The 14,605-nt window shown below is 67.4% G+C and carries 13 protein-coding genes; 1 reads left to right on the top strand and 12 read right to left on the bottom strand.

Annotated features, from left to right (window positions below; genetic code table 11):
- The first annotated feature begins 11 nt into the window (after positions 1-11).
- A complete protein-coding gene (locus ACQPW1_RS18415; protein ID WP_433663908.1) occupies positions 12-1,604 on the top strand; it encodes an aminotransferase class I/II-fold pyridoxal phosphate-dependent enzyme in 1,593 nt (530 codons plus the stop codon).
- A gap of 38 nt (positions 1,605-1,642) precedes the next feature.
- Here ACQPW1_RS18415 and ACQPW1_RS18410 read toward each other — a convergent pair whose 3' ends face one another.
- From ACQPW1_RS18410 to ACQPW1_RS18355, 12 genes are all read right to left on the bottom strand, one after another.
- Positions 1,643-3,343, bottom strand: coding sequence for a DUF885 domain-containing protein (locus ACQPW1_RS18410; RefSeq protein WP_433663907.1), 1,701 nt, complete (start codon positions 3,341-3,343; stop codon positions 1,643-1,645).
- A gap of 38 nt (positions 3,344-3,381) precedes the next feature.
- On the bottom strand, positions 3,382-4,890 hold the full coding sequence (locus tag ACQPW1_RS18405) for an aldehyde dehydrogenase family protein (RefSeq protein WP_433663906.1): 1,509 nt from the start codon (positions 4,888-4,890) through the stop codon (positions 3,382-3,384).
- Between the two features lie 152 nt (positions 4,891-5,042).
- Entirely contained in the window at positions 5,043-6,749 is a 1,707-nt protein-coding gene (gene ilvD, locus ACQPW1_RS18400) for a dihydroxy-acid dehydratase (RefSeq protein WP_433663905.1), read from the bottom strand.
- 670 nt (positions 6,750-7,419) lie between these two features.
- On the bottom strand, positions 7,420-8,121 hold the full coding sequence (locus tag ACQPW1_RS18395; RefSeq protein ID WP_433663904.1) for a cation transporter: 702 nt from the start codon (positions 8,119-8,121) through the stop codon (positions 7,420-7,422).
- Positions 8,121-8,450, bottom strand: a complete 330-nt coding sequence (locus ACQPW1_RS18390) for an ArsR/SmtB family transcription factor (RefSeq protein WP_433663903.1) — start codon at positions 8,448-8,450, stop codon at positions 8,121-8,123. The genes ACQPW1_RS18395 and ACQPW1_RS18390 overlap by 1 nt, the downstream gene beginning before the upstream one ends.
- Positions 8,451-8,613: 163 nt before the next feature.
- Positions 8,614-10,035 carry an AMP-binding protein gene (locus ACQPW1_RS18385; RefSeq protein WP_433663902.1) on the bottom strand — a complete coding sequence of 474 codons (1,422 nt, stop codon included), beginning with the start codon at positions 10,033-10,035 and terminating at the stop codon, positions 8,614-8,616.
- Complete coding sequence (locus ACQPW1_RS18380; RefSeq protein WP_433663901.1) at positions 10,028-10,630, bottom strand: energy-coupling factor transporter transmembrane component T family protein; 603 nt, start codon at positions 10,628-10,630, stop codon at positions 10,028-10,030. The genes ACQPW1_RS18385 and ACQPW1_RS18380 overlap by 8 nt, the downstream gene beginning before the upstream one ends.
- The gene (locus ACQPW1_RS18375; RefSeq protein WP_433663900.1) at positions 10,627-11,307 is read right to left on the bottom strand and encodes an energy-coupling factor ABC transporter ATP-binding protein; all 681 of its coding nucleotides are present in this window, start codon (positions 11,305-11,307) and stop codon (positions 10,627-10,629) included. Before ACQPW1_RS18375 ends, ACQPW1_RS18380 begins: the two co-directional genes overlap by 4 nt.
- Before the next feature lie 76 nt (positions 11,308-11,383).
- Positions 11,384-12,511 (bottom strand): thiolase family protein, encoded by a 1,128-nt coding sequence (locus ACQPW1_RS18370; protein WP_433663899.1) that lies wholly within the window; start codon positions 12,509-12,511, stop codon positions 11,384-11,386.
- The gene (locus ACQPW1_RS18365; protein ID WP_433663898.1) at positions 12,508-13,623 is read right to left on the bottom strand and encodes a class I adenylate-forming enzyme family protein; all 1,116 of its coding nucleotides are present in this window, start codon (positions 13,621-13,623) and stop codon (positions 12,508-12,510) included. Before ACQPW1_RS18365 ends, ACQPW1_RS18370 begins: the two co-directional genes overlap by 4 nt.
- Positions 13,616-14,200 carry a biotin transporter BioY gene (locus ACQPW1_RS18360; RefSeq protein WP_433663897.1) on the bottom strand — a complete coding sequence of 195 codons (585 nt, stop codon included), beginning with the start codon at positions 14,198-14,200 and terminating at the stop codon, positions 13,616-13,618. Before ACQPW1_RS18360 ends, ACQPW1_RS18365 begins: the two co-directional genes overlap by 8 nt.
- Before the next feature lie 92 nt (positions 14,201-14,292).
- On the bottom strand, positions 14,293-14,574 hold the full coding sequence (locus tag ACQPW1_RS18355) for a DUF2277 domain-containing protein (protein WP_150407324.1): 282 nt from the start codon (positions 14,572-14,574) through the stop codon (positions 14,293-14,295).
- Positions 14,575-14,605 lie beyond the last annotated feature (31 nt).

The raw sequence follows: 14,605 nt of genomic DNA, 5'->3' as shown, positions 1-14,605 counted from the left end.
CCGTCCGGCACGTGGTCGAGAAGCCGTTCAAGAACTATCTGCGCGACTCGGTCGACCTATGGCGCCGTGGCGCGGAACCGCTCAACAATCTGAGCGAGGCCGAACAGGATCGGGTGCTGGACTACGCCTTCGCCCGCTACTTCCACACCAGCGCACTGCTCGGCACCCCGGACCGTGCCGTCGAGCTGATCAACGAACTGGCCGCGGCAGGCGTGAACGAGATCGCCTGCCTGGTCGATTTCGGTGTCGACCAGGCTCGGGTGCTCGGCGGCCTGCGCCACCTCGCCGACCTGCGGAACAGGTGGCCCGGCAGCACAACCCAGCCCAGTCCCGTCACGAAGCCCACTCGCCCCGCCGAACAGCAGGACCTCGGCGCGTCTATCCGCAATCGGCACGCGCTGGCCCATCGCAACAGTGGCGGTGTGCTCGCCAAGGCCCGCGACTTCGACCTCGCCCGCCGATTGCAAGAGGCCGATCTGCTGCCGTTCTATCCGGACCTGAGCGACTCCGACGGTGCCACCTGCCGCTACCAGGGTCGCGAGCTGATCATGCTGGGCTCCAACAACTATCTCGGTCTCACCGCCGACACGAGGGTCCGGGAAGCGACCGCGGCCGCCGCGTTGAAAGACGGCCCGAGCGTCACCGGTTCCCGGCTGATGAACGGGTCCACCCCGGCACACGGTGACCTCGAACGCACCCTCGCCCGCTTCCTCGGCCGTCCGGACGCTCCGCTGTTCACCACCGGGTACCAGGCGAATCTCGGTTTCCTGTCGGCCTTTATGGGCGAGGGCACCGTGCTGGTGGTCGACGAGGAATGCCACGCCTCCATCTACGACGGCGCCGCCATCGGCGGCTGCCGCCTGATCCAGTTCCGGCACAACGACATCGCCGATCTCGACCGCAGGCTGCGCACGGAACTGGGCGGACTGCCCGCCATGGTCATGGTCGACGGCGTGTACTCGATGTCCGGCGATATCGCCCGGCTGGCCGAGATTCGGGAGGTGTGTGATCGCCACGGGGTACCGCTCGCGGTCGACGACGCCCACGGCCTCGGGATGATCGGTGCGACCGGCCGTGGCGTCGAGGAAGAGCTCGGTATGCCCGGCGCCGCCGACATCCTCACCGGCACCTTCTCCAAGAGCCTCGCCTCGGTCGGCGGCTGGCTGGCCGGTCCGCGCGACCTGATGGACTGGGTGCGGTATTACGGCCGCGCCCAACTGTTCTCGGCCTCGATACCGCCACCGGCGGTCGCCGCGGCAACCGCCGCCCTCGGCATCCTCGAGGCCGAACCCGCACGCATGACGAAGCTGCGCGAGCTGTCGGCCTACTGGCGGAAAGGTCTGTCGGAGTTGGGCTTCGACACCGGCACGTCCCGCACGACCATCGTTCCGGTGCGCATCAGCGACGAACTCCGCTGCCTCCAGTTCGCCAAACACCTTCTCGACGAAGGTGTTTACGGCAACTGTGTGCTCGCCCCCGCGGTGCCCGCGGACCGCGCGATGATCCGCACCACCGTCACCGCGGTCCACGAGCTCCACCACCTCGACCACGCCCTTGCCGTGTTCGCCAAGGTCGGCCGCCTGATGGAGGTCATCCCCGGCTGAGTCCCGCCTGCCCCGATCACCGTGGGCAGGCGGGACTTTCAGAGCGCGGAGAGTTCGGCGACGAGATCGTCGAGGCCGAGTGAGCCCTGCGACAGCGCGGCCATGTGCCATGCCTTCAGGTCGAACGCTGCTCCGTGGGCTGCGGACGCGGCGGCCCGGCCGCGCAGCCACGCGCGCTCACCGAGCTTGTAGCCGATCGCCTGGCCGGGCCAGCCGAGGTAGCGGACGAGCTCGCTGTCGAGGTGTTCCGGCGGCAGTCCGCAGTATCGGGCGAGGAATTCCCCGGCGTTGTCCGGCAGCATGCGCTCGCCGGGCCGGTACGGGGAGTCGGGCGGATAGTCGAAGCCGACGTGCAGACCGATGTCGACGATCACCCGCATTGCGCGCAGTATCTGTGCGTTGAGGTAGCCGAGGCGGTGGCCGGGGTCGGTGAGATAGCCGAGTTCGTCCATCAGCCGCTCGGCGTACAGCGCCCAGCCCTCCAGGTTGGCACTCACGCCGCCGATACTGACCTGATAGACGGACAGCTGGTCGGCGAGGTAGATCCACTGCGCGAGCTGGAGGTGGTGGCCGGGGACGCCCTCGTGATACCAGGTGGTGACCAGGCTCCACACCGGAATTCGGTTCGGGTCGAGAACGGGCAGCCAGGTGCGGCCAGGGCGGGTGAAGTCCAGCGAGGGCTCGGTGTAGTAGGGCGCGGCCGCGCTACCCGGCGGTGCGATCATCGACTCGACCTTCAGCAGCGGCTCGGCGAGATCGAAATGGGTGCCCTGTAGATCGCGGATGGCCCGGTCCATCAGGTCCTGCAGGTAGCGGCGGGCGCTGTCCGCGTTGTCGAGCGCCGGGCCCTCCTCTTCCAGCCACCGCATGGCCTCGATCGGGGTAGCGCCCGGCCGCACCTTGTCCGCTTCCGCCCGCATCTGGGCGACGATCTCATGGAACTGCTCCCACGCCCAGCTGTATGCCTCGTCGAGGTCGAGATCGGCGCCGCTCCAATAGCGGGCCAAACGCTGGTAACGCTCTCGGCCTACCGCATCGGGGGCGTCGATTGCCTTCGGGCCGTAGCCATCTCGCAGCCAGTCGCGCAATTCCGCCACTGCGGCGGTGGCGCTGACGGCGGCCGAATCCAGTTCGGTGCGCAGCGATTCCGGGGCGTCGGCAACGAAATCGCCGAACCAGCCAGCCGGATTGTCGCCCGCGATCCACTCCTCGAGTTGCTGAATCACGGCGCTGACTTGCCGCGGCGCGGCCAGCAGGCCGCGGTCGAGCCCCTCGGCCAGCGTGGACCGGTACTGGGACAGCGCGACCGGCACCCGGTTCAGTCGGCGGCCGATGGCGTGCCACTGCGCTTCGGTGGCGGTTGGTAAGAGGGTGAAGAGTTCGCGGACGTCGTGTACCGGGGAGGCCAGGTTGCGGATCGCCCGGAAGTGTTCGCCCGCGTCGTAGACGGCCAGTTCGGCGGCGAGGCGCTCGCGCAGCAGCTTGGCACAGCGACGCTCGGCCGGGTCCGGATAGCCGCCGGTGGGCTCGGCGGCATCGAGCTCGGCGAGGGTGGCACGGGAAAGCGCGGCCTTCGCTTCGAGGCCGGCCGGGGACAGGTCAGGGAGTCGGTCATCGTCGGGGTTGCGTCCGAGCCGGACCGCGATCAGCGGGTCGAGCTCGGTCAGGGCGTCGACATACGCGTCCGCGATGCCGCGCGCCGTGCGCACAGGAGTCGAATCGGTTGTGGTCTCATCCATCTCATCGACTCTGCTGGAAGTCGTCGACCTTTACAAGGTCAACCGCGCCCGTAGAGGATTCGAGCGGCGGCGGCGAGCAATCGGTTGTCGAGGGGGCGGCGGGTGAATGTCGTCGTCCGTACGGGGCTCGAAAATCTTTGCCGGGTAATGGCTTTGGCCGTGGTCCACTCACGTAACCCGTCCGGTCCGTGGATGCGGCCGAAGCCGGAGTTGCCGACGCCGCCGTATGGGAGGGAGGGGACTCCGGTGTAGGCGACCACCGAGTTCACCGACGTCATCCCGGATCGCATGCGGCGCGCCAGGTTCAGGCCGTTGGCACGGGCGAAGACCGCGCTGCCGAGGCCGAAACCGGTGGCGTTCGTTTTGGCCAGCGCCTCGTCCATGTCGGCCACTTTGGCGATGACCAGCACGGGACCGAAAGTCTCCGCGCGCGCGACCAGTGCGTCTTCGGGTACGTCCACCAGGATCGTCGGCTGGATGTAGCGCTCGCCGATGCCGTCGAGGCCGCCGGTCAGCGCTCGGCCGCCGCGCTCCAGGGCGTCGGTGATGTGCTGCCGGACGACCGCCACCTGATCGGGCATGGTGATCGGGCCGATCGGTTGTCCCGCACCGGCTTTCAGGTTCCCGATGATCTCGACGGTCCTGTCGACGAACTCGTCGTAGACCCGTTCGTGGACGTATGCGCGCTCCACCGAGATGCAGACCTGCCCTGCGTTGTTCATGGCGCCCCACACCGCCGCGTCGGCCGCGGCCGCCAAGTCAGCGTCTTCGTCGACTATCAGCGCATCGGAGGCTCCGGCGTCGACGAGCACGGGGGTAAGCGTTTCGGCGCAGGCGGCCAAGACCTTTCGTGCGGTCGGCAGCGAGCCGGTGAAGCTGATCTTGTAGACACCGGATCGGCAGAGAGCCTCGCCCGTCTCGTCGGCAACGGCGACGCTCTGGAACAGTCGCTCGTCTCCGGCGACGCGACCGAAACTCTCGGCCAGCCACTCCCCGATCCGTGGCGTGTACTCACTGTGCTTGAGCACCAAGGTATTTCCGCCCGCGAGCGCGTAGGCGGCCGTGCCGACCGGGCCGAAGACGGGAAAGTCCCACGGCCCGAGTATGCCGATCACGCCGAGTGGCCGATATTCCAGCCACGCCGACTGATTCACCATGAACGGCCCGGATGCCACTCGACGCGGGCCCAGCACCTTTCGTGCGTGCTTGGCCGCCCAGTCGATGTGCTGGGCCGCGACGATCACCTCGATCGTCGCGTCCGCGTGCGGCTTTCCGTTCTCGGCGTGCACCAGATCTTCCAGCTCGGCCCGCCGCTTGATCAGCGACGACCGCCAGGACGTCAGCACCTTTTTGCGCTCGTCGAACCCGGTGTCTGCCCAAGCGGTTTGGGCTTCGCGGGCTCGCCGGACCGCCGCGCCGACCTCGGCCGCGGAGTTGACCGGAAAGGTGCCGATCACCGCGCCGGTCGCCGGGTTGAACGACGCGAAGGTCTCCCCTACCGCGGCGGCGAAACCCTCAACCGACACACCTGACTGTCCATCGATCACTCACGAAATTCTATCGACCACGCCGTCTTTCGAAAGACCGCACTCGAGGGGGCTTGCCGTACCGGCAGCCGCACACCCCCTGATTTCCCGCACACCGACTCGCCGGACAAACACGCGTGCGGTATGTCAGAGGGTGTGCGGCTGATGCAGGGCTAGCCGCAGACAGCTCCGTAGGAGGCCGACCCGACCAGCTTCGAGTACTTGGCGAGCACGCCGCGGGTGTAGCGGGGTGGCAGTGGCGCCCAGCCCTCGGCACGGCGGGCGAGCTCGTCGGCGTCGATGAGCAGATCGAGGGTGCCCTTACCGACGTCGAGCTGGATCTGGTCGCCGTCGCGCACGAACGCGATCGGGCCGCCATCGACCGCTTCCGGCGCGACATGGCCGACGCACAGGCCGGTGGTGCCGCCGGAGAACCGTCCGTCGGTGAGCAGCAGAACGTCCTTGCCCAGTCCTGCGCCTTTGATCGCGGCGGTGATCGCGAGCATCTCGCGCATCCCCGGGCCACCCTTGGGTCCCTCGTAGCGGATGACCACCACGTCGCCCGCGGAGATGGTGCCGTCTTCCAGCGCATCCATCGCCGCTCGCTCACGGTCGAAAACCCGTGCCGTGCCGGTGAATACGTCGGAGTCGAAGCCCGCCGACTTGACCACGGCGCCGCCGGGGGCCAGGGTGCCTTCGAGGATGGTGATGCCGCCGGTCGGGTGGATCGGCGACGTCATCGCGCGCACTACCTTGCCGTCGGGGTCCGGCGGCGCGATCTCGGCCAGGTTCTCCGCGACCGTCCGGCCCGTCACGGTCAGGCAATCCCCGTGCAGCAGACCGGCATCGAGCAGCGCCTTCATCAACACGGGTACGCCACCGACCCGGTCCACGTCCGTCATCACGTGCTGGCCGAAGGGTTTCACGTCGGCGAGGTGCGGCACCTTGCGGCCGATCCGCGCGAAATCGGCCAGCTTCAGGTCGACGTTCGCCTCGTGCGCGATGGCGAGCAGGTGCAGCACGGCGTTGGTGGAGCCGCCGAAGGCCATCACCACGGCGATGGCGTTCTCGAATGCTTCCTTGGTCAGGATGTCCGAGGTGGTGATCCCGCGCCGGAGCAACTCGACCACCGCTTCGCCGCTGTGCCGGGCGTAGCCGTCGCGGCGGCGGTCGGTGGCGGGCGGTGCCGCGCTGCCGGGCAGCGACATCCCCATCGCCTCGGCCGCGCTGGCCATGGTGTTGGCGGTGTACATGCCGCCGCAGGCGCCCTCGCCGGGACAGATGGCCCGCTCGATGGCGTCCACGTCTTCGCGGCTCATCAGCCCGCGCGAGCAGGCGCCGACCGCCTCGAACGCGTCGATGATGGTCACCTCGCGCTCGCTGCCGTCGGACATCTTCGCGATGCCGGGAAGGATCGAACCGGCGTACAGGAACACACTGGCCAGGTTCAGCCGCGCGGCCGCCATCAGCATGCCCGGCAGCGACTTGTCGCAGCCCGCGAGCAATACCGAGCCGTCGAGCCGCTCGGCCTGCATCACCGTCTCGACGCTGTCGGCGATCACCTCGCGCGACACCAGCGAGAAGTGCATCCCCTCGTGGCCCATGGAGATGCCGTCGGACACCGAGATGGTGCCGAACTGCATCGGGAAACCGCCGCCGGCGAACACGCCGTCCTTGGAGGCCCTGGCGAGGCGGTCGAGCGAGAGGTTGCACGGGGTGATCTCGTTCCACGACGAGGCCACGCCGATCTGCGGCTTCTCCCAGTCGTCGTCCCCCATGCCGACGGCGCGCAGCATCCCGCGGGCGGCGGTTTTCTCGAGGCCGTCGGTGACGTCGCGGCTGCGTGGCTTGATATCGGTGACGTTCGGATCAGTGGGCACGATTCCCCATCATCCTCTCGTCCGATCCGAATCCCGCAGCGCCCACGCCCGCCGGAGGTTCGGCCGGGTGATGCGGAACCTCACGACGGACGCAATCGAGCGGATCCGAACAATCACGATCGAATCCGGATGACATATCCGATTGCTATAACTGTCGGCGACTTCGACTACTCGCATTCCGAATACATCCAGCGAAAGTCGGCCATACCGAATAAGCCCAGGCCGCAGGCGGTCCAGTTCGACGTAATACCGCCATAACGGCACTCGAACACCCATTGGCAAATGAATGGCAATCAAGCCAACCCGCAAGCGTATCGCACCAAATCCGTTCTGCGTCAGCGTATTTCACAACAAGACAACATACCGGTCGTTATTTTTAATCGGAAACTTCCCTGTGACAATGTGTAACCAAGTGGAAATAGCGATATCGGTAAGCTCCGAATCGGAGAATGGAAAGTCCTTCTTCGAGAACGAGATCGAGATCTAAGGAGAGAACAATGGGTTTGCTCGCCGGTTTGATCGATGTTGTCGGAAGCGTTCTGCACCTCCTCCTCGGAGGGCTCTAATTGCGTCGCATGACGCAATAGCCACACCAGATCTTCAGTAAGGAGACTGCCCCGTGTCGCGCGGACACGGTGCAGGCCGTCTCAGATGTTTCGCGATGCCTGCCTCAGTCGCAGCAACCGCAGTCGTCCACACCGGCATCCGACCGTCCGGCCACGGCCATCGGTGTAGCGCAGCACGCGTCACCCCGCCACGCGTTGCGGCCCTCCTTGACCGCGATAACCGCGATGACCAGCGCCGCGACCGGGTCCGCCCACGACCAGCCGAACAGGCTGTTGAGCAGCAGGCCGACCAGCAGGACCGCCGAGAGATACGTGCACAGCAGGGTCTGCTTCGAATCAGCGACCGCCGTCAGCGAACCGAGTTCCCGCCCGGCTCGCCGTTGCGCCAGCGACAGCACCGGCATGACAACCAAACTCACTGCGGCCAAAGCAATCCCGACCGAAGAATGCCGCGCCTCACCGACCCCCAGCAATGAGCTGATCGCGTCGACAGTGACATAAAGCGCCAACGCGAAGAACGAGAACGCAATGATCCGCAGCGTCAACCTTTCTCGCGCCGCAGGATCCTTCGCAGAGAATTGCCACGCTACCGCTGCCGCGGATGACACCTCGATGACCGAATCGAGCCCGAAGCCGATCAAGGCCGCCGACGACACCCGGGTGCCCTCGGTCAACGCGATCACCGCCTCGATCACGTTGTAGGTAATCGTCGCCGCCACGAACAGCCGGATGCGCCGCGAAAGCACTTGTCGCCGTTCCGGAGTCGGCACACCGAGCACAACCGGCAGCCCAAGGTTCGAAGCCATCAGCAGCACCCTTCAGCGTCGGAGTCGGGGCAACAGGCCGGATCGACCGCCAGCACCAAGCCGACCAGGTCGTCGAGCGCGCGACCGATCCGCGGGCCAGCCAGCTCGTACCGGCTCCGCCGCCCTTCGGGCACAGCCACAACCAGCCCGCAGCCACGAAGACAAGCGAGATGGTTGGACAGGATCTGCCGAGAGACACCTATGCGATCAGCAAGATCCGACGGATAGCCCGGCGCGGTCCGCAGCGCGAGCAGGATCTGCGATCGCGTCGAGTCCGACAGCGCGTACCCGAAACGAGACAGCGCGTCACTGTGCACCACGGTGGCCATGCCTTGACGGTACAGATATTTCTGTATTCACGTCAATCTGTACAGGCCCTAACCGGACCGACCCGCCCCGGCCTGCCGCTGCGCACTTGTTGTTCTGCTGCGCGTGTAATTGCTGGCCATTTCGGGCGCGGGAGCATGATTCGTGCGCCGAGAGCCACTTGGCCTAGCGGTCGAGCCGGTTCTCGGCATCGGCAGCCGCTTCGCCTTCCCGTTGGTCGGCCAGAGCCGCGGCGAGGGCTAGGCGGTCGAGCTTTCCGCGTGGGGTGCGCGGGAGGCTGGCGAGGGTCAGAATCTGGACCGGGATGCTCGGGCTCGGCAGGGTTGCGCGGACGTGCCGCCAGATCTCGGCGATGGTTGGGGCGTTGTCGTCCACCACGATCGCCGCGGCGGGTGCCTCGCCCATGCGGGCGTCGGGGATGCCTATGCAGGCGGCCTCCGAGACGCCGGAGATGGCGGTGAGTGCGGCTTCGACGGCGGCGGGTTCCACGTTGAGTCCGGCTCGGATGAGCATTTCGCTGTCGCGTCCGAAAAGGCGCAGCTGGTTGCCGGTGACGGTGCCCCTGTCCCCCACCGACATCCAGCCGTCGACGGGCCCGTCGGCCACACCGTGCTCGGTGAGGTAGCCGTCGAAGAGCATGTCGCTGCGGACGAACACCAGGTCGGCTCGGATGTCGATCTCGACGCCGTCGAACAGTTCGCCTGCCGAATTCTCGTCGGTGGTGCCGAGTCCTCGGTCGAAGGACACGAAGCTCAATTCGGAGGCGCCGTAGAAATGGACGAGTGCCGCGTTCGACAGAACCTCTTGCAGCGCTTGCCTTCCCGTGCGCGGCCAGCGGGCGGCCGAGGACAGTACCTCGCGGACGCCGGGCAACGGACCGGTGTCTGAACGCACTACGTCCCACGCGATGGTCGGCACCGAATACAGGTGTGTCGCGCCGTCTTCGAGTGACTCGACGACCGGGCGGAGGTCCACGGTCGCGCCTCGGGTCAGCGCGTGCAGTGCGCCGTAGAGGAAGTGGGTGTGGTCGAGGACGCCGGGTGTCGAGACGAGGTCGTGGGTGCCGATGTCGAAGGTGGCGTCGGAACGATCGAGGGTGGTCGCCCACGATTGCTGGTTGCGCACGAACAGTTTTGGTTCGCCGGTGGTGCCGGAGGTGATGCCGACGAGCAACTCGGTGTCGGGTAAGGCTCGGCCCGGCGAGCCTGCGGATTCCAGCGCGACGGCCGTCTGGATGGTCCCGTCGTAACCGATCTTCCGCAGTCGACGGTGCTGTTGGGGCGAGGCGACCACCGCACCGGGTTTCGCGAGCTCGAGCACGCGGGTCAGTTGCGCAGGCATGAGGTGGCGGTGCAGCAGCACGATGCTGACACCGGCGTATGCGGCGGCCGTGACGACGACCAGCGATTCGACATCCGAAGTCGGCAGCACGGCAACGCGATTCATGCCGTCGAGTCCGGCGGCGGTGCGGGTGACGCGCGACCAGAACTCGCGATAGTCGACGCGCTCACGGCTGGAGATGATGGCGGTCGACTCCGGATACTCGGTGGCGCGGCGAGCGATGCGCTCGGCCAGCAGCTCAGTCATCATCGACTCCTCTCGCGGCTAGGGCGTCGCCCATCGCGTCTGCCGTCCGCAACGCTCGTACCAGCACCGGTGTCGCCAACGCCGTCATCGACCATTGCAGCCCGCGGGCCCGTCGCGCCTCGGCGACATCGTGCACGATTCCGGCCAGCAGCGGAACGCACCGGATCGCAAGGGCCAGTAGCAATCCGATCCGATCCGGGTCGACGCCGAACCGGCGCAACGGCCCGAGCGCGCGCGTCACGGTGTCGAGCAGGTCGGTGACCCGGGTGGTGAGCGTGACCAGCGCGGCGAGCGCCACCGAGATCAGCAGCACGCCGCAGACCACGACAGCTCGCGCGGGCGAGGTGATGAGCACCTGGAACAACGCGATGATCAGCAACATCCACACCATCGGACGTAGTTGCGCCACAGCGACTTTGAACGGGATGCGGGCCAGCGCGAACAATCCCGCCACCACCACACCGACAGCGCCGACCTCGATCGGACTGCGCACGAACACCGTTGCGGCCACGATCGATACGATCAGCAGCAACAGCTTCGCTCCGGCAGGCATCCGGTGCAGCAGTGAGTCGCCGGGGCGGTACAGCCCGATCATTCGACCAGTTCCCGGTAGGCGGGGACGGCGTTGGCCGGGGTCCCGTCGAATGCCACGAGCCCTTCATCGATCACGATGACCCGCTCGAAACTGTCCAGCAGCGCCAGCTGATGCGTCACGACGATCACCTGCTGATCCATCGCATCCAGTGCGTCGGCGACCACGCGGGCGTTGCGCAGATCCAGCAGCGTGGTCGGCTCGTCCGCGATGATCACCTCGGGCCTGCGGATGAGGACCGCGCCGATGGCGAGCAGTTGCTTCTGTCCACCGGACAGCAGGTGCGACGGATGGTCGCCGTGCTGGTGCAGCCGGAACCGGACCAGCATCTCGTCGACCCGCGCCGCGACCTCCTGCTTGCTCAAACCTGTTCGGCGCAAAGAGAAAGCGAGATCCTCCGCGACGGTCGGCATCACGATCTGGGTGTCCGGATCGGTGAACACGAACCCGACCTTGCGCCGCACCTGCCCGCCCTTGCGCGACGCGTCGATGCCGTCCACCGTGACGGTGCCCGACGTCGGCGCCAACAATCCGTTGATCATGCGCGCCAGCGTGGACTTGCCGGAACCGTTGGCGCCGATGATGCCGACACGACGCTCGGTGATACGAAGGTCGATGCCGCGCAGCACTTTCCGTTCACCGAAGCTGTGACTGACCGACGAGAAAACGATCTCACTCACGACTCCGCCTCGCTAGCGCTCGGCTCCGTCGTTCGTGAGGGCACGCTGTGTCTTCGGTTCGCTCGCTGACGCTCACTCACGAAACACGCTCCATGAGCATGGCAATGCCCTGCCCACCACCGATAGCACAGGCCGCGAGTCCGAGCGCGGGCCCATCCTCGCGCAGCATCTGACTTGCCAACCGCACCAGCAAAATAGCTCCCGACGCACCCCACGGATGCCCCATCGCGATCGCACCACCCTGCGGGCAGATCTTCGATTCGTCCAAACCCAGCTCGTCCGACACCGCCAGCACAACCGAAGCGAAAGCCTCGGTGATCTCGACGATCCCCAGCTCGGTCGCATCGACTCCGGTGCGCCGCAACAGCTTCCGTATCGCGGGAACCGGCCCGAGGCCCGGGTACGCGGGATCCGATCCGGCCACCGCCGACCCGAGTATTCGCAACGCGGGCAACCCCGCAGCCAGCGACGCACTGGTCACCGCCACGACCGCCGCCCCATCGGAGATGCCACACGAATTGCCCGCCGTCGCCGTCCCGTCGACACCGAAACTGGGCCGCAGCCGCGCGAGACGCGCCTCGGTCATCCCCGCCCGAATGCGTTCGTCGCGACGCACCTCCCCGATCGGCACGATCTCCGCGGAGAAGTCGGCCGCCGCCGCGAGGGTGTGCGAACGCGCCGCATACGCGTCCTGCCGCTCCCGGCTGATCCCACGAACCCGCGCCAGATCATCGGCCGCCACCCCCATATCGGGATCCGGAAAGCCTTGTGGCGCAAAGGGAGCACGGGTGTACCTAACGGGATCGGCCCCCGCGACCGGCGGCCAGAACCGCCACGGCGCGGTACTCGCCGACTCGACACCGCCCGCCAGAATGAGCTCGTCCGCACCGCTGCGCACCCGCAACGCCGCCTGCATCACCGCGTCCAACCCGGACCCGCATTGCCGATCCACCGTGACACCGGGAACCTGCACGCCGAACCCGGCCCGCAACGCCGCGATCCGCGCCGGATCCCCACCCGGTCCCAGGCAGTTACCGAGCACGACATCGTCCACCTCGGCGTCCACGCCCGCACCGCGCAGTGTCGACAGCACCGCACGCAACACGGGTGCGGCCAGGTCGGTGGTCGTCAGCTCGGCGAACCCGTGCCCGGCATTGCCGATCGGCGTTCGACGCGGCGCTACCAGCACGGGGACCGAGTTCATGCCAGCAAGTCTTTCAGCTGACCTCGGGCCACCTTCCCGCTGGCGGTCCGTGGCAGCGTCGGTAGCGGCACCCAGCGGCGCGGCATGGCCTCTTTCATCAACAGCCCGCGCGCCTGCGCACGGACCGCGGCGAGCCCGACGCCGTCGAGTTGCACTGCGGCCGTGACGATCTCGCCGAGTACCGCGTGTGGCGCGCCGATCACCGCGACGGCGGTGACACCTTCCAGGGTGCCGAGAATGCGCTCCACGTCCTCGGCGACCACCGTGGTACCGCCGACATTGATCGCGGATTCGCCCCTACCTCGCACGGTCAGCTCGCGGTTCGCACCGAGTTCGGCGAGGTCACCGACGCCGAACCAGTCAGGGGTACCGAGCACGCTGTACGGAGTCCGGACGTAGAGCAGCCCGTCGCGAATGTCGGCGTCGACCTCGTCCAGCAGGCGAAGCGGCTCAGGCACTCGACGTGCCGCGACGAGTGAAACCTCCGCGGAGCCGTAGTACTCGACGATCTCGATATCGTCCGCCGCCGCGCGAGCACCGGCGTCCAGGGCGATGCCCGCGACGATCGCCGTACGCAACTGCGGGGCCTTGTTCACCACGTCACGAAGCACCGCGGGCACCGCGTGCACGACCGTGGCCCGCGACGGATCGTCGGTGACGCACGCGCCACGCCACAGCGCATGCAGCGCGCCGAACAGATGCATCGTTGCGTGCAAGGGACCGGTGATGAGCACACGGTCCGTGGCCTCGACACCGGTGATCGCGGTGAACGCCGGGAAGCTGTCGTACCAGGACGCCGCAGTGCGGGCGAGCGGTCGTGGGCGGCCGGTGGAACCCGATGTCGTCACCAACAGGAACGCCGAAGACGGAATGTTCGGCCGATCGGGCCGCGCCTCGGGATTCTCGACGATCACGGGAACGCACCGCCGAGCCGCCGCGCAAACACAGATCAACGCGTCCGGCACAGCCAGCGTCGACGCGTCGTAGACAGGCGCACTGTCCCGCTCGATCCACTGCTCGATCGCATGGTCGAGCTGGCCGTAAGTGTAAGCGCGGCCGTCGAATTCGATGGCGAGCCGATCACCGGAGCCGCCGAGCTCCGGACTACGCACGAATCAGACCGGGGTACGCGCGGTGCACACCCTTGGCGACCACCGTTGCGACCACAACCTTCGCCAAGTCGCCGGGGATGAACGCGAAGTTCGTGCTGACCGCGTGCGCGAAGTCCAGATCGGTGCGCAGCAGCAACCCGAGTGTGCCGAAGAGATAGATGACCAGGATCCCGCCGAGCGCGTTGATCAGCAGCCCGAGCACCAGCGGATACTTCGGCAGGATCCGCGCGGTCAGCAAGCCGATGACCAGCGCCGCGGGCGCCCAGCCGACCAGGTATCCGGCACTCGGCCCGGCCATCGCCGTCAGTCCCGTTCGACCACCCGACAGCAGCGGCAACCCGATCAACGTCAGCGCCAGGAACACCAGCACCGCGGCCGTCCCCTTGCGCGCACCGAGCACCGCACCGGCCAGAATTACACCGAGCGTCTGCACCGTGATCGGCACACCGCTGAAACCGACCGTGATGGCGCCCGGCAGTCCCATCGCCGCGATGAGCGCGGCGAACACCGCGACCTGCGCGATATCGCGCGCAGAAAAGGCGACTCTCGAAGCCCGAGTGTTCTCGACACCGTCCACGACGACTTCCTCCAACTACCAGCTTGAACGACGTTCAAGATAGCAGGCGCGTAGTCGCCGACCGCACCCGCGGACAGCGACCCAGCAGTCGGTCAGTCGTGCGAGTGCGCCCTGGCCTGGATCCGCGCCTGCACCTCGGGCCTGCGCAACGGCGGCACCGACTTCGGCGGCACCTTCCGATCCGGCAACTGGTCCAGCAACCTGGTGGTGATGGCCGCGATGTCCGCGACCGCCGCATCGACCGCGGGCTGGGTGGCGGCCGAGATGCTGGACAGCCCGCCCACCTTACGTACGTACTGCAGCGCGGCGGCCTGGATCTCCTCCGGCGTCGCCGCGGGCTCTAGCCCCCGCAGGGCAGTGATGTTTCGACACATACCCCGAGGCTAATCCCCGGGTACGACATGC

It is taken from the genome of Nocardia sp. CA-128927 (genome assembly GCF_050955855.1).
Classification (GTDB): Bacteria; Actinomycetota; Actinomycetes; order Mycobacteriales; family Mycobacteriaceae; genus Nocardia.
Note: the sequence above shows the minus strand (reverse complement) of the source record. Positions and strands in the feature narration are given on the sequence as shown.

Coding starts and splice junctions, on each gene's coding strand:
- ACQPW1_RS18410 (WP_433663907.1), bottom strand. CDS start 3,343: ATGGATGAGACCACAACCGATTCGACTCCTGTGCGCACGGCGCGCGGC.
- ACQPW1_RS18395 (WP_433663904.1), bottom strand. CDS start 8,121: ATGGCTTCGAACCTTGGGCTGCCGGTTGTGCTCGGTGTGCCGACTCCG.
- ACQPW1_RS18390 (WP_433663903.1), bottom strand. CDS start 8,450: ATGGCCACCGTGGTGCACAGTGACGCGCTGTCTCGTTTCGGGTACGCG.
- ACQPW1_RS18385 (WP_433663902.1), bottom strand. CDS start 10,035: ATGACTGAGCTGCTGGCCGAGCGCATCGCTCGCCGCGCCACCGAGTAT.
- ACQPW1_RS18380 (WP_433663901.1), bottom strand. CDS start 10,630: ATGATCGGGCTGTACCGCCCCGGCGACTCACTGCTGCACCGGATGCCT.
- ACQPW1_RS18370 (WP_433663899.1), bottom strand. CDS start 12,511: ATGAACTCGGTCCCCGTGCTGGTAGCGCCGCGTCGAACGCCGATCGGC.
- ACQPW1_RS18355 (WP_150407324.1), bottom strand. CDS start 14,574: ATGTGTCGAAACATCACTGCCCTGCGGGGGCTAGAGCCCGCGGCGACG.